Raw genomic sequence first — 15,247 nt, forward strand, 5'->3', positions numbered from 1 at the left:
GCAAAGAACTGACTGGTGGTGACGGAGAAGAACGTCCGTACAGCCAACGTTTGTCGACCGCACAAAGCCATGCTCCTTGATCGCCCACCGCGATCAGTCGGTTTTTTCCCTCAAGGCTGGTTTCCGGGCTCTGGAGTTGCCTTCTCAGACTTCACGGCGCCTTCCCGGGGTGCACTCCCAGTGGCTGTTTTGCCGCGTTTTACTCCACTACCGTTGCGGGGGCAGCGCCGGGTTTTAACCGGCTTCCCAATTCTCCGCCTTCCCTAGAAAGCGGCACCTCAAGTGGTCACGATAAAAGCATCGGGCTTTGGAAAAGAATAGGTGCGGAAACGACATCCCATTTACGAACGGCGACACGCAGCATTTCGGTCAAATGGTGCGCCGCACCCTTGACCCCAAGCGCTGTCGATTTATGGCACAGACGCCGATCATACCATTGGGCGATGCAGATATTGCCTGATCGATTCCGGCTTCATCTCGATCGAGAACCCGGGCATCGAAGGGGGCATATAGGCGGCATTGCGAATGTCGCAGGGATCGACGAAATGCTCATGCAGATGATCGACATATTCGATGACCCGCCCCTCCTTGGTGCCCGATACCGCGATGTAGTCGATCATCGACAAATGCTGCACATATTCGCAGAGGCCAACCCCACCCGCATGCGGCCAGACCGGCAGATTGTATTTCGCCGCGATCAGCAGCACCGCCAGCACCTCGTTGAGCCCGCCCATGCGGCAGGAATCGATCTGGACCACATCGATGGCACCTTCAGCGATGAACTGCTTGAACATGATCCGGTTCTGGCACATCTCGCCGGTCGCCACCTTGACCGGCTTGATCGCCTGGCGAATCTTGCGATGCCCGGCGACATCGTCCGGGCTCGTCGGTTCCTCGATGAAGTACGGCTTGACGAAGGCAAGCTTCTTCACCCAGTCTATGGCCTCGTTGATCTCCCAGACCTGGTTGGCATCGATCATCAGGATACGATCAGGCCCGATCACTTCGCGGGCAATCGTCAGCCGGCGGATGTCATCCTCGAGATCGCGCCCGACCTTCATCTTGACGTGGTTGAAGCCGGCGTCGACGGCCTCCTGGCAAAGCCGGCGCAGTTTTTCATCGGAATAGCCCAGCCAACCGGCGGAGGTCGTATAGCAAGGATAGCCTTCGGCCTTGAGGGCAGCGATGCGTTCGGCCCTACCGGCATCCGCTTTCCGCAGAATGTCGAGTGCCTCGTCGCGGGTCAGAACATCGGTCAGGTAGCGGAAATCGACAATGTTGACGATTTCCTCCGGCGTCATCTCGCCGACCAGCTGCCAGACTGGTTTGCCGGCTTCCTTGGCCAGCAAGTCCCAGACGGCGTTGACGACGGCGCCGGTGGCAAGATGCATGGCGCCCTTGTCCGGCCCGATCCACCGCAATTGGCTGTCGCCAGTGATGAAATGCCAAAAGCGTCCCGGATTTTCCTTCACCCAGTCGAGTTCAAGTCCGATGACGAGATGCTTCATCGCTTCGATGGCGAGGCAGCAAATCTCGTTGCCGCGCCCGATAGTGAATGTGAGGCCGTGCCCGGCAAGACCATCCGTGTCCGTATCAAGAACGACATAGGCCGCCGAATAATCCGGATCCGGGTTCATCGCGTCGGAACCGTCAAGCCCCTGCGACGTAGGGAAACGGATGTCGAAAACCCGAAGATCGGTGATGCGGGTCATGTCTTGCTCCTGAAATTGCCCAGTAATCTCGTTTTCAATTTTGGTTTGTCGCAAATGATCAGGTGTCGGCGCGCGCCACCTGCTTCTGGTTGCCAAGGCCTTCAATTCCAAGCTCAATGACGTCGCCCGCCTTGAGATAGCGCGGCGGCTTCATGCCCATCCCGACACCGGGCGGCGTACCAGTCGAGATGATGTCGCCGGGCTGCAGGCTCATGAACTGGCTGAGATAGGAGACGAGGAAGGCAACGCCGTAAACCATGGTTTTTGTCGAGCCGTTCTGCATCGTCTCACCATTGACGGTGAGCCACATTTTGAGGTTTTGCGGGTCGGCGATCTCTTCCTTCGTTACCAGCCACGGACCGGTCGGCCCGAACGTGTCGCAGCTCTTGCCCTTGGTCCATTGCCCGGCACGCTCGATCTGGAACGCGCGCTCGCTGACGTCATGGACGGTGCAGTAGCCGGCGACGTAGTCGAGCGCGTCGGCTTCGCTGACATATTTTGCGGTACGGCCGATGACGACGCCGAGTTCCACTTCCCAGTCGGTCTTTTCCGAACCGCGCGGTATGAGCAGGTCGTCATTCGGCCCGACAATGGCGGAGGTCGCCTTCATGAAGATCACGGGTTCCGGTGGCACGGCCATCCCGGATTCTGCTGCATGGTCGGCATAGTTGAGGCCGATGCAGATGAACTTTCCGGTGCCGGCAATGCAGGGACCAAGGCGCGGGGCGCCCTCGACGAGCGGAAGGCCATCCATATCGAGATCGGCCAGCTTTGCCAGCGCTGCTGGATCGAGTACGGCGCCCGAAAGGTCGCTGACTTTCCCCGAGAGATCGCGAATCTGGCCCTTAGTGTCGAGTATGCCGGGCTTTTCCTGTCCGGGGGCGCCATAGCGTAGAAATTTCATCGTTTATTCCTTTGGTTAGACGGTCCAGCCGCCATCGATATTGTAGGCTTGACCGGTCGTGTAGGTCGCGCCGGCAAGATAGACGGCAAGATCGGCAATCTCTTCCGGCAAGCCGAGGCGTCCCATGGGCTGGCGGGCGATGAATGCCGCACGCGTCGTCTCATAGTCGCCCCCGGCGCGCATGCGCTGCTCCAGCGACGGGCTTTCGACCGTGCCCGGGCAAATCGCGTTGCAGCGAATACCTTGCGTGATGTAATCGGCGGCCACCGCCTTGGTCAGACCGAGCACCGCGGCCTTGGTCACGCCGTAGGCGAAGCGGTTCGGCACGCCTTTCACGCTGCTTGCAACGGAAGACATGTTGACGATCGCGCCATCCTTTCGCTCGATCATTCCGGGCAGCACCGCCCTGATCGTACGGATCATCGCGCGAACGTTGAGGTCGAGGGCAAAGTCGAGATCGGCATCCGGCATTTCGAGGATCGAGCCGCCGTGCACGAAACCGGCGCAATTGAACAAGATGTCGATCGCCCCGATCTCGCCGATCACCCTGTTGACCTCGTCGGTTTTCAGCACATCGAGCTCGCGCGGATGGATACTGTCTTCCTTGGGCAAGGCATCGAGAAGTTGCTCGTTGATATCCGTCGCATGGACGATTGCGCCTTCGCGGGCGAATGCGAGCACGGATGCCCGCCCGATGCCCTGCCCTGCCGCCGTGATGAGAACGCGCTTGCCCGCAAGCTTGCCTGTCATTTCAAACCTCCATTTCGACACGTATCGTGCCTGTCATGCACCCGATGCCCTGCGCTCGGCAATCAGGATGTGATCTGCGGCGAGAACCACCTCGTCGCGCTGGTTCAGAACTTCGCAGCGCTCGACCACGCGACCGCTGCCGGTGCGCTTCGGATCATCTTCCTTGACGCTGATGGTCACGCGGGTCCGGATCGTATCGCCGATGAACACCGGGCGCACAAAGCGCAGCCGGTCGTAGCCATAGGAAAAAGCCACGGGATTGATCAGGCTCGCCGTGAGCCCGACGCCGATCGAAAAGATCATCGTGCCGTGCGCCACGCGCTGGCCGAACGGCGTCGTCTTGGCAAATTCCGCGTCCATGTGGTGCGGGAAGAAATCGCCGGTATGGCCGGCATGCACCACGAAATCGGTCTCGGTGATCGTCCTCCCGGACGTGACGCGTACATGGCCGAGTTCATAATCTTCGAAATAGATCGCCTGTTCGGCCATTCACGCCTCCGCCAGTTTCGCCAGCGGCGTTGCCGGCGTTGCGCTCGATTGATAAGCCGCCTCGACCAGCGCCATCGTCTGCCAGCCATCTTCGACCGAACTGACCAAGGTCTCGTCTTCCCCGCTCGCGAAACGCTGCAGATTGGCCATGCGCCCAACGAAGGCATCCGGGAACCAGGCGCCCTTCAGGGGAACGTCGATCCAGTCCGAGCCGCCCTTCGGGTAGATCATCAGCACGTCCGGCTCGCCGCGCGGATAGTCGAGATTGACCCCAAGCTTCACATAGGCAGCACCTTCGGTGCCGCAGATACGGAACTCGCAGGCCTGGAATTTGCGGCCGAATTTGTGGTCATGGTTGATGGATAGAGCACAGCGCACTGTATCGCCGTAATCGAGTATGGCGCTCGTCCGCGTCTGCGCGACCTTGTGGTTCGGATGCCCCAGCGTCTTGGCATGAACGCCCAGCGGATTACCGAGAATCTGGCGGATGAGATCGATATAATGGATCGAATGCATGGCGATCTCGACTCGGGGCAGGCCAGCGAGGAACGGCCAGAGCGACCACGGCGTGTCAAGCGCCAGCCAGGCATCGAAATCGATGACGTCGCCAAGCCAACCTTGCGCAATCGCATCTTTCAGGGCGAGCATCATCGGCGCAAAGCGCAGCTGGAAGTTGACGGCGGCCGTGATATTGCGCTCGCGGCAAATCTCCACGATTTCGGAGGCTTCTCCAAGATCGCTCCCCATAGGCTTCTGGATCAGCGCGAACGATCCCTGCGGCAGCGCCCGCAACACATCCGCATGGCGCGAAGGCGGCGTCGCCAGATCGAAGATCGCATCCTCCACCGCAGCGGCTTCCGCCAGCGACGCGTAGGCGGTCACGCCCCACTGATCAGCCAGCTTGCGCGCCTTGTCGAGGTCGGGGTCAAACAATCCGGCAATCGGAAAGCCGCCCTTCCGATAGGCGGGGTAGTGCGCATCGCCGACGATGCTGCCGGCACCGAAGGTCACGATGGGCCTTGGCTTTTCAGGCAATGGCCAACTCTGCTGCAGGGCCATGGGGTCAAAACGCATCACTATTCCTCATCAGTCGAGATGGAACACTTCTTCCATCGTCGCCCACCACTCGCCTTCGGCCCTGGTTTCAAGCGGAATCTGGCATGGCATGCACTCGGCCCACCATTCCTGGTTCCTCGGGTCCGCTGCCATCTTCGCCATATCGGCGGCAAAATCCGTCCCGTGATATTCGAAGGTACCGAACAGGACGTTTTCCGGCTCGCGCAGAAAGATCGTGTAGTTGCGGATATTGCAGCTCGAAATAAGCGCGAGAATCTCCGGCCAGACAGCAGCATGCAGGCGCTTGTATTCGGCGACCTTATCCGGGTTGAGCCCGATCATCATGCCCATGCGCTGCATCGTCAGACCCTTATCTCGGTGGTGAATTCGTCGACGCTCCGGCCTTTGACCGCATCCCAGTCCCAATCGATGCCGATACCGGGTTCGGAGGGCGCCACAGCATGGCCGTTCTCGATCCGCATCTGCGTATGGGTGAGATCATCGAGCTGCGGGATGTATTCGACATATTTGCCATTCTGGACGGCGCAGGTAAGGCTCACATGCAGTTCCATGAGGAAGTGCGGGCAGACCGGCATGTCGAAGGCTTCCGCCGTGTGCGCGACCTTCAGCCATGGCGTGATACCGCCGATACGACCGACATCGACCTGCACGATCGAGCAGGCACGCTTCTGCATATATTCGCGGAAGTGGCGTATCGAATAGAGCGATTCGCCGACCGCGACCGGGATTGCCGTGGCGGATGAAAGGCGCACATGCCCATCGATGTCATCCGCCGGCAGCGGCTCTTCCAGCCAGGCAAGATCGACATCGCGCAGCACATGCGAACGACGAATGGCCTCGTCGAGGGCAAAGCCCTGGTTGGCATCCGTCATGATTTCGAAGCCGGAACCGACAGCATCGCGCACGGCGGAAAGCCGGTCGAGATCCTCCGAGCCATGCGGCCGGCCAATCTTGACCTTGGCGCCGCGGAACCCCTTGGCCTGCGCCTGCAGCGCATCGTCAACCAGCGCCTGCTTTTCAATGTGCAGCCAACCACCCTCGGTTGTATAGAGGGGACAGCGATCCTTGGCGCCGCCTGCAAGTTTCCATAGTGGCAGGCCCTGCTTCTTCGCCCGCAAATCCCAGAGCGCCGTATCGACGGCGGCCAGCGCTATCGCCGTGATTGCACCAATGGTCGTCGCGTGCGTTGCGAATTCGAGATCACGCCAGATGGCCTCGATCTGGTCGGCATCCTTGCCGAGTATGCGCGGAACAAGGTGATCGGAAAGGAGCCGCATGACCGAGGAGCCGCCTGTGCCGATCGTGTAGCTGTAGCCGGTGCCGGTTGCGCCATCGCTGTCGGTGATGGTGACAATAGGTGTTTCCTGGCTGACGAAACTCTGGATAGCGTCAGTCCGCAAGACTTTCGGCGGCAGATCCACCATACGCAGTTCGACGCGTTCAATTTTTGCCATCGTATCAGCTCCGCAAGGTTTTGCCGGTTTCGGGCGAGAAGAGATGCGCCTGCGACAGGTCGAAACTGAACTTTACCACCTCGCCGCCGGCAATGGCGCGCGGATTGAGCATGCGCGAAACCCATTCGCGCTCTGCCATGGTGACAAAGAGCAGCGTTTCATTGCCGAGCGGCTCGGTGATCGACACCGGCAGCTCCAGTTCGTGAACATCGGTGGCTTCACCGGAATTGAGGCCGTGCCCGGTCGGGTAGATATCATCAGGACGCAAGCCGAAAATCACCTTGTCGCCGGCCGCGACCTTGTTGCGGAATTCGGCCGGCAGCGGCAGGCTCTGGCCGCCCTCGAAAATGAGCTTTCCGTCCGCGACGCTGGCCTCGTTGAGGTTCATCGGCGGCGAACCGATGAAGCCGGCGACAAAGCGCGTAGCCGGACGCTTGAACACCTCGTCAGGCGTTCCGACCTGTTCGATATAGCCGTCGCGCATGATGACGATGCGATCCGAAAGCGTCATCGCCTCGACCTGATCGTGCGTCACATAGATCATGGTGGATTGCACCTTGTTGTGCAGGCGCTTGATTTCGGTTCGCACCTGCGTGCGCAGTTTGGCATCGAGATTGGAGAGCGGTTCGTCGAAGAGGAAGACGTCGGGTTGGCGCACGATGGCGCGCCCCATCGCGACACGCTGGCGCTGGCCGCCGGAAAGTTGCGACGGCCGACGGTCCATATATTTGCCGAGATCGAGAATCTGTGCCGCTTCGTTGACGCGGGCGTCGATCTCGCTCTGTGCAACTTTGCCGATCTTAAGTGAAAAGCCCATATTCTCCCGCACTGTCATATGCGGGTAGAGCGCGTAGGATTGAAACACCATCGAGATATTGCGGGCGCGCGGCGGCAGATCGTTGACGGGCTTGCCGCCGATCTCGATCACGCCGTCGCTGATATCCTCGAGGCCTGCGATCATCCGCAGCGTCGTCGACTTGCCGCAGCCGGAAGGACCGACCAGCGCGATGAACTCGCGATCCTTGACCTCAAGATCGATGCCATGCACGACATCGACATTGCCGTAGCGCTTGACCAGCTTTTTGAGTGTGACGGGAGCCATGCGAACTAACCTTTCACCGCGCCGAACGTCAGTCCGGATACGAGATGCTTTTGAATGATGAACGTCAGGGTGAGCGCCGGAATGATCATGACGACGGCGAGCGCGCACATGCCGCGCCAGTCGATGGTAAATTCCGACGTATAATCGAGAAGACCGACGGGCAGCGTCTTCGAATTCACCGAGCGGGTGATCTGCGAGGCGAGCGCATACTCGTTCCACGAGGTGAGGAATGCGAAGATGCCGGCAGAGGCAATACCCGGCCCCGCGAGCGGAAATTCCACCTGCCAGAATGCCTGCCAGCGCGTGCAGCCGTCGATCTGCGCGGCCTCCGCAAGGTCCTTCGGCACCTGGCGGAAGAAGCCGTCGATCAGCCAGATCGTAAAGGGCACATTCAGCGCCACATAGACCAGGATCATCGCAAAGTGCGTATCGATGATGCCGAGGCGCGCGAAGATCATAAACAGGGGCAGCGACAGCGCAATGCCTGGGACCGCACGGGTCAGCATGAAGCCGAGGAAGATACCGGACTTGCCCTTGAACTTGTAGCGGGCAAAGGCGTAGCCGCCGGCGGTGCCGACAACCAGCGCGATGATGGTCGACGTAATCGAAATGATCAGCGAGTTGCGGAAATAGTCGATGACTGGAATGCCACCCTGCCCGGCCCCGCCAAACATGGCGCGATAGGCGTCGAATGACAGTTCCTGCGGAATCCAGACCGGTGGTTTCGCCATGATCTCGACAGTGGGGCGCAGCGAACTCAGAACGATCCACAGGCCCGGCAGGCAAATTACCAGCATCGCCAGGAACAGGCCGACAAGGTGGGCGAACTTAAGCGCGCGGCGCTTGAATCTATGGGATGTATTCAGATCCATCTTACCACTCCGCTCCAATCTGCTGGCGCGCAGCCGCAAGTTTCCTGAAGAAATAGACCGTGAAAAGGATCGAAAGCAGGATCGAGATATAGGCCATGGCATTGGCAAACCCCATGCGGCCATCGCTATAGGCGGTGCGCCCGATGAGGGTCCACAGGAGTTCAGTGCGCTTGGCCGGCCCGCCATCGGTCATGATCTTGACGATGTCATAGGCGCGCGCAACGTCGAGCGAGCGGATCGTCATGGCGATGAACGCGAACGGCATCAGGTACGGCCACGTGACGAAACGAAAAGTCTGCCAGGGCGTGCAGCCGTCGACCCGGGCCGCCTCGATCGGCTCCTGCGGCATGGCGAGAAGTCCGGCGAGGATCAGGATGGCGAAGACCGAGGTTGACGACCAGATCTCGGCGACGATGATCGAGAACAGGGCAAGGTTGCCGTCGATCAGCCACGGTATGGCATTGGTGGCAAGACCGAGCGATTGCAGGGCGTTGTTGATGAAGCCCACATTGTCATTGAAGAGGAACTTGAACTGGAAGCCGACAAGCACCGGCGAGAACATCATCGGGAACATCATCAGTGTGCGCAGGAGCCGCTGACCGTGCGTTGCCTTGTTGACGAGCATGGCAAGTCCGAGGCCGAGCATCATTTCCGCGTTGAGCGCAATCGTCAAAAGCAGAACGGTGCGTCCGAACGCCGTCCAGAATTCATAGCTGGTGAGTGCCGTGACGTAGTTCCGGAAGCCGATGAGAACCCAGATCGTCTCGGGCTTGGTCAGACGGAACGGCGTAAAACTCGAATAGAGCGAGAAAAGCAGCGGCAGGACGATCACGGCGGCAAGAACGATGATCGCGGGCAGTAGCAAGAGTGTCGGCGCTGATAGTTTGAGAGATTTCATCGGATGCCTTGTTCTGACGTCACCTGGACAGCGAGCCAGCGCAATAATCACTGACCTTAAAGGTAAAATTTCCAGCTCAGGGCAAGGTCATTGCCCCGCGCCGGATGAATAGGACGATCGGGACAGCACCGCGTGCGGCACCGTCCCGAAATTGAAATCAGATCAGAGCTTGCCGGCGTCCTTCAGGATGTCGGTTGCCTTCTGGGCTGCGGTATCAAGCGCTTCCTTTGACGTCTTGTCGCCAAGGATCGCCGCCTGCAGTTCTGGATAAACAGCATTGGAAATTTCGATCCATTCGGCAAGTGGCGGAACCGGGAAAGCGCTCTTTGCCTCTTCCTGGAAGGCATTCAGCACTTCCGACTTGTACGGATCGGATTTCGACTGCTCGATATCCCATTCCCATACCTTGGTGCGCGTCGGCAGCGGGCCATTCTTGGCTTCGAGCTTCTGGCTGTCTTCGTTGGTCAGCCACCAGACCAGGGAAGCAGCGGCATCCTTGTGGGCGCAGTTTTCCGTGACCGAGAAGCCGTGATGGCCCGACCAGCCGGTGCGCTTGCCGGAAGAACCCTTAGGCGCCACCTTGATGCCGACATTGCCCGCGACCTTCGACGACTTCGGGTCGTTGAAGAAGCTGGCCCAGCCCGGCCAATCGAGGTTGATGGCGATCGAACCTGAAGCGAAGCCCTGGCCGAGATCATCCCACAGATAGTTGGTCGTGCCGGCAGGCACAGCCTTTGCCTTGTAGAGGTTGACGAACCAGTCGAGGGCCTTGACGCCGGCTTCCGAATTGAATGCCGGCTTGCCTTGCGCGTCGATGTATTCGCCGCCTTCGGCAATGACCATTTCATAGAAGCGGCCGTTGATCGCCTCTTCCTTGCCGGCGAACTGCGTGCCGTAGAAATCCGGCGCCTTGGTGAAGAACTGCGCCTGATCCGAAACCTGCTGCCAGGTATCCGGCGGCGTCAGGTCGTAGCCGTACTTTTCCTTGAACGCCTTCTTGTTTGCCTCGTCCTCGTAAAGGCTCTTCTGGTAATAGAGGGCCGACACGTCGAACTGCGCGCGTGGCAGCATGACGAGCTTGCCGTCAAGCGTCGAAGCCTTGATGTTGTTGGGGACGAATTCCGCGATTTCTTCCGCCGGAAGCAGCTTGTTCAGGTCGGTATAGATGCCTGGATACTGCGGCGCGAACGACGAGTGGTTCGATCCGACACACCAGTTCAGGCTGCCCGAGGCGATGTCCGACTTGATCTCCTTGTCGAGCTCGAAATGGTTCTTCTTCGACAGGATGTTGACTTTGGCGCCCGTCAGCTTTTCCCACTCGCCGATACGCTCGTAGAGAGGCTCGTACTGCTGGCCGCCGATAAGCTTGGCGTCGATCGTCACGCCGTCGAATTTCCCAGGCAAGTCTGCCGCAACGGCTCCCTGCGCTGCCAACAACGCGATGGCCCCAGCTGAAACGCTGGCCAAAAGATACTTCATCGAAATTCCTCCCAAAGCGGGACCGCTCCCCGGCTCCCGCACAGTTAAACACCCATATATGGGCGCTTCATTCATATACAAACATTAATCAGGCTTCATCGTCAAGCAAGGAATTCGCTTTCCTACGAATATCCTCTTCGTATATGCATACTCTCAATGGGGAGATTTTTTATGACGGACGAAGACGACAGCGACCGGTATCGGGCGCCTGCGCTCGACAAGGGGCTAGATATTCTCGAACTGCTTTCTGGGATTGATGGGGGGCTCACCCAGGCGGAAATTGCCAAGTTTCTCGGGCGAAGCCCCAATGAATTTTATCGCATGCTCGACCGGCTGGTGCGGCGCGGCTACGTTACACGGCTGGAGGGCGACCGCTACTCTTTGACCCTTAAACTCTTCGGCCTTGCGCAGCTCCATGCGCCGGTACGCCGCCTCGTATCCTATGCGACGCCCTTGATGCGCGACCTTGCCGTCAATTCTAAGCAGGCCAACCAGCTCAGCGTCTTCGATCGTGGCGCGGCGGTGGTCATCGCCCAACAGGAAGCCCCGGAATACTGGGGCATCTCGATCCGCGTAGGCTCGCACATCAGCCTGTTCAACACCGGCTCCGGTCACGTGCTTCTTGCCTTCAGGTCCGATGATGAGCGCGCCCTGATGATTGCAGAATACGAGAAACACGCGGACGATATTGCCCAGCCCGCGGACTTTCTCGAGCGCCTCAACCAGATTCGCGAGCGTGGATATGAGGTCATGCCGAGCGCTCAGACCGCAGGCGTCTACAACGTTTCAGCGCCGGTGCTTGGACCCGACGGGCGCGCCATTGCCGCCCTCACCTGTCCCTATATTCAGCTCCTGAACATTGCGAACGCTCCGGCCATCGACGATGCCCGCAAGATGCTGGTGGCGACGGCCCAGAAATTATCGGCACTCGCCGGGGCCGACGTCATTCATTCAAGCGTGCCCCGGCACGCCTGACCGAAGGAGGAAATCCCCCATGTCAGTCATGCCCTTGATCGATACCCACCTTCACATTATCGATCAGTCCGCCCTCTCTTATCCCTGGCTTGCCGGCGCAGAAGCTCTCAACCGCGACTTCAGCTACGAGGAATATGCTGTGCAGGCGCGCCGCGCAGGCATTGCACAGGTGCTGCACATGGAAGTGGATGTCGCCGCGCACGAGATCGAGACGGAAACGGCCTACATTGCGGGCCTTGCCCGCCGTAAGGACAGCCTTATTGCCGGAGCCATATCCTCCTGCCGTCCGGAAGAGGAGGATTTTCCCGCCTTCCTCGAACGTCAGATTGCCAACCCCCTGGTGAAGGGTTTCCGGCGCGTGCTCCATGTGATGCCAGACGCGCTTTCGGAAAGCCCAACGTTTCGCAACAATATCAAGAGCCTCGGCAAGACGAAGCTCACTTTCGACCTCTGTGTCCTGCCGCGTCAGATCGACAAGGCGATTGCGCTCGTTGACCTTGCACCGGATGTCACCTTTATCCTCGATCACTGCGGCGTGCCGGATATCAAGGGCGAAAAGTTCGACGAATGGAGCGGAAAGATTGCCGAGATCGCCAAGCGCAGGAACGTCATCGCCAAGATATCGGGGGTGGTTGCCTATGCGGACGCCGACGCTTGGCAAGTAGATACGCTCAAGCCCTATGTTCATCACGTGATCGACAGTTTCGGCTTTGACCGACTCGTCTGGGGCAGCGATTGGCCCGTTTGCACGCTTGGCGGCGGGCTTGCTACCTGGGTCGCGGCAAGCCATGCGCTCGTTTCCGGCTGCAGCAACGAGGAGCGGAGCAAGCTTTTCTCGCAGAACGCCCGCCGCATCTGGAATCTCGGCTGAACCTGCCATCGGTTCAAATAGGCTTGCCTGCCGCCGCCTGCCGCTTTACCCATGGTAAAATCAGCGGCACAAACGGCAGGGGCGACAATGGCGGTAGAGACAAGCGGACCGGATCTTTTAAGCGTCGTGGTCCTGCTCGGCGCGGGCGTCGTCGCCGTGCCCTTGTTCAAGCGCCTCGGCCTTGGCTCCATCCTCGGTTATCTGGCAGCCGGGGTTGTCATCGGTCCTTTCGGCCTTAAGTTCTTTTCCGATCCCGAAACGATCCTGCATGTGGCGGAACTCGGCGTCGTGATGTTTCTTTTCATCATTGGCCTCGAGATGCAGCCTTCCCGGTTATGGGGGTTGCGCAAGGACATCTTCGGACTTGGCGCGCTTCAGGTCGGTGTCTGCGCCCTCCTTCTGACCGGCGTCGGCATCGCCACCGGCTTTCCTGTGGCGCATTCCTTTGTCGCCGGCGCCGGCTTCGTTCTGACGTCGACCGCCATTGTCATGCAACTTCTCGAGGAGCGCGGCGAGACGGCGACGCCTCAGGGTCAGCGCATGGTGTCGATCCTTCTTCTTGAAGATCTGGCCATCGTCCCCCTGCTCGCGATCGTCGCTTTTCTCGCCCCGATGAGCGTGGAAGCCGCAGGCGGCATGCACTGGGTTCCGATCGGCATAGGGATCGGGGCCATCGTCGGTCTCGTTCTCGCCGGCAAATACCTGCTCAATCCGCTTTTCGGATTTCTTGCGCAGTCGCGCGCCCGCGAGGTCATGACGGCGGCGGCGCTGCTCGTCGTCCTTGGATCGGCGTTGCTGATGCAGGTGAGCGGGCTCTCCATGGCCATGGGCGCGTTCCTTGCCGGCGTGCTCCTTTCCGAATCGACGTTCCGCCACCAGCTCGAAGCCGATATCGAGCCTTTCCGCGGCATCTTGCTCGGCCTGTTCTTCCTCGCAGTCGGCATGTCGCTCGACTTGAGCGTTGTCGCTGCCAACTGGAAGACCGTCATTTTCTACGTCGTCGCCTTCAAGGTCGTGAAAGCGACCGGGATCTATGCCGTTGCACGGCTGCTGAAATCTTCCAACCGCGAGGCGATCGAACGCGCCGTCATCATGGCCCAGGGCGGCGAATTCGCTTTCGTGCTCTATGCGACAGCGACAGCCGTGGGCATTCTCGACGGCCAGGCGAATGCAATTCTTACAGCCGTGATCATTTTCTCGATGTTCCTGACGCCCCTGCTTCTCGTTGCCCTGCGTTTTCTCATGCCAGAAGAAAAACAGGACCTGGAAGCGGTCGAAGTGGCGGAAGGCCTTTCGGGCAACGTGCTGATCATCGGCTTCGGCAGGTTCGGGCAGATTTCCTGCCAGCCGCTGCTGCTGCGCGGCGTCGATATCTCGATCATCGACAACGACGTCGAAATGATCCAGGCGGCATCGCAATTCGGCTTCAAGGTCTATTACGGCGATGGCACGCGGCTTGATATTCTGCACGCCGCCGGCGCCGGTCGGGCCCAGGCCGTTCTCATTTGCGTCGACAAGGCGGAGACAATCCTTTCGATCGCCAACCTGCTCAAATCCGAATTTCCGCTCGTGCAAATCTATGCGCGCGCCTACGACCGCGGCAACACGATCGAACTCATCAAGATCGGCGTCGACTATCAGATGCGCGAGACCTTCGAATCGGCGCTGATCTTTGGCGAGAATACGCTCGTCGGGCTCGGCGTCGACAGGCGCGAGGCCGCCGACGTGATCGAGGATGTGAGACGGCGCGACGCCGAACGTCTCGACCTTCAGGTAGCTGGAGGCATTCGCGCCGGCATCGATCTCATGAAGGGCAATGCCCCGGTTCCCGGCCCGCTGATCAAGCCGCGCCGCGCCGGTCAGGTAATCAACCCCGAGGTCGCCGGGGTGCAACCGCCGCAAAACGCCGACGCAAATTGAAGGGATCATCATCATGCCTGACACGGACGATGCGAAGATCACAGCCATTGTCGATTTCTGGCGCGAGGCCGGAGAGGAAAAATGGTGGACCAAGGATGAGGCATTCGATGAACTGTGCCGCGCGCAGTATCTCGACGACCACTATGTCGCGGCGCGCCGCGAGTATGAACACTGGGTCGATACTCCCCACGGAGCTCTGGCACTGATGGTTTTGCTCGATCAGTTTCCCCGCAATTTCTTTCGCAATACCGGCCACATGTATGCGACGGACTCGCTGGCCCGCATGTATGCCCACCGCGCCCTCGAACAGGGTCACGACATCTCCATCGAGAATCCCTTGCGCGCCTTCTTCTATCTCCCCTTCATGCATTCCGAAGACCTCGACGATCAGAGGCGGTGTGTCGAACTTTGCAGCGGCGGCTCGCCTGCGAACGTCGAATACGCCCATGACCACTACGATATCATCCAGCGCTTCGGCCGCTTTCCGCATCGTAACGCCATTCTCGGCCGCACAATGACCGAGGAAGAACAAGCCTTTCTCGAGGCCGGCGGGTTTGCCGGGTAGCCAAAACACCCGGCTACCCCTTGAACTCGGACCTTGCGGCTGCCATTATAGGCCTATCTGGCACACGCAATTTTCACTTTGACAGCCAGTCAAACAGGAAGTGACTTTTCCTTTTAAAATCAACGCTAAGTCGCCCGCACCCTGCCCTCTACGCCCCTTTGATTTTAAACATGAATTTT

At 59.6% G+C, this 15,247-nt stretch carries 15 protein-coding genes and 1 riboswitch; of the genes, 4 read left to right on the plus strand and 11 right to left on the minus strand.

Going from position 1 to position 15,247, the window contains the following annotated elements:
- Window positions 1–96: 96 nt before the first annotated feature.
- Window positions 97–296: riboswitch (cobalamin riboswitch) on the minus strand.
- Between the two features lie 132 nt (window positions 297–428).
- The 11 genes from BM074_RS18545 to BM074_RS18595 form a co-directional block, all read right to left on the minus strand.
- The gene (locus BM074_RS18545) at window positions 429–1,712 is read right to left on the minus strand and encodes an L-fuconate dehydratase (RefSeq protein ID WP_091923971.1); all 1,284 of its coding nucleotides are present in this window, start codon (window positions 1,710–1,712) and stop codon (window positions 429–431) included.
- 58 nt (window positions 1,713–1,770) lie between these two features.
- Complete coding sequence (locus tag BM074_RS18550) at window positions 1,771–2,616, minus strand: fumarylacetoacetate hydrolase family protein (protein ID WP_091923973.1); 846 nt, start codon at window positions 2,614–2,616, stop codon at window positions 1,771–1,773.
- 15 nt (window positions 2,617–2,631) lie between these two features.
- Window positions 2,632–3,366 carry an SDR family oxidoreductase gene (locus tag BM074_RS18555; RefSeq protein ID WP_027229558.1) on the minus strand — a complete coding sequence of 245 codons (735 nt, stop codon included), beginning with the start codon at window positions 3,364–3,366 and terminating at the stop codon, window positions 2,632–2,634.
- A 33-nt stretch (window positions 3,367–3,399) separates the two neighbouring features.
- Window positions 3,400–3,855, minus strand: a complete 456-nt coding sequence (locus BM074_RS18560) for a MaoC/PaaZ C-terminal domain-containing protein (RefSeq protein ID WP_027229557.1) — start codon at window positions 3,853–3,855, stop codon at window positions 3,400–3,402.
- The gene (locus BM074_RS18565; RefSeq protein WP_175499071.1) at window positions 3,856–4,935 is read right to left on the minus strand and encodes a Gfo/Idh/MocA family protein; all 1,080 of its coding nucleotides are present in this window, start codon (window positions 4,933–4,935) and stop codon (window positions 3,856–3,858) included.
- A gap of 6 nt (window positions 4,936–4,941) precedes the next feature.
- Window positions 4,942–5,271: an L-rhamnose mutarotase gene (locus BM074_RS18570; protein WP_091923977.1), complete on the minus strand. Its 330-nt coding sequence runs from the start codon at window positions 5,269–5,271 to the stop codon at window positions 4,942–4,944.
- Between the two features lie 2 nt (window positions 5,272–5,273).
- Window positions 5,274–6,386 (minus strand): mandelate racemase/muconate lactonizing enzyme family protein, encoded by a 1,113-nt coding sequence (locus tag BM074_RS18575; protein ID WP_091923979.1) that lies wholly within the window; start codon window positions 6,384–6,386, stop codon window positions 5,274–5,276.
- A 4-nt stretch (window positions 6,387–6,390) separates the two neighbouring features.
- The gene (gene ugpC / locus BM074_RS18580; RefSeq protein WP_027229553.1) at window positions 6,391–7,488 is read right to left on the minus strand and encodes an ABC transporter ATP-binding protein; all 1,098 of its coding nucleotides are present in this window, start codon (window positions 7,486–7,488) and stop codon (window positions 6,391–6,393) included.
- Window positions 7,489–7,493: 5 nt separating this feature from the next.
- Window positions 7,494–8,360, minus strand: a complete 867-nt coding sequence (locus BM074_RS18585) for a carbohydrate ABC transporter permease (protein ID WP_091923981.1) — start codon at window positions 8,358–8,360, stop codon at window positions 7,494–7,496.
- Between the two features lies 1 nt (window position 8,361).
- Window positions 8,362–9,258, minus strand: a complete 897-nt coding sequence (locus tag BM074_RS18590; protein WP_027229551.1) for a carbohydrate ABC transporter permease — start codon at window positions 9,256–9,258, stop codon at window positions 8,362–8,364.
- A 162-nt stretch (window positions 9,259–9,420) separates the two neighbouring features.
- Complete coding sequence (locus BM074_RS18595) at window positions 9,421–10,737, minus strand: type 2 periplasmic-binding domain-containing protein (protein ID WP_091923983.1); 1,317 nt, start codon at window positions 10,735–10,737, stop codon at window positions 9,421–9,423.
- Window positions 10,738–10,908: 171 nt separating this feature from the next.
- Between BM074_RS18595 and BM074_RS18600 the strand changes: the two genes are divergently transcribed.
- The 4 genes from BM074_RS18600 (at window position 10,909) to BM074_RS18615 (ending at window position 15,068) form a co-directional block, all read left to right on the plus strand.
- The gene (locus tag BM074_RS18600) at window positions 10,909–11,712 is read left to right on the plus strand and encodes an IclR family transcriptional regulator (protein WP_027229549.1); all 804 of its coding nucleotides are present in this window, start codon (window positions 10,909–10,911) and stop codon (window positions 11,710–11,712) included.
- A 19-nt stretch (window positions 11,713–11,731) separates the two neighbouring features.
- Complete coding sequence (locus tag BM074_RS18605) at window positions 11,732–12,583, plus strand: amidohydrolase family protein (RefSeq protein WP_244532953.1); 852 nt, start codon at window positions 11,732–11,734, stop codon at window positions 12,581–12,583.
- 87 nt (window positions 12,584–12,670) lie between these two features.
- Window positions 12,671–14,503 carry a monovalent cation:proton antiporter-2 (CPA2) family protein gene (locus BM074_RS18610; protein ID WP_027229547.1) on the plus strand — a complete coding sequence of 611 codons (1,833 nt, stop codon included), beginning with the start codon at window positions 12,671–12,673 and terminating at the stop codon, window positions 14,501–14,503.
- Between the two features lie 13 nt (window positions 14,504–14,516).
- Complete coding sequence (locus tag BM074_RS18615; protein ID WP_091923985.1) at window positions 14,517–15,068, plus strand: DUF924 family protein; 552 nt, start codon at window positions 14,517–14,519, stop codon at window positions 15,066–15,068.
- Window positions 15,069–15,247 lie beyond the last annotated feature (179 nt).

It is taken from the genome of Phyllobacterium sp. CL33Tsu (assembly GCF_900113985.1).
Taxonomy (GTDB): domain Bacteria; phylum Pseudomonadota; class Alphaproteobacteria; order Rhizobiales; family Rhizobiaceae; genus Phyllobacterium; species Phyllobacterium pellucidum.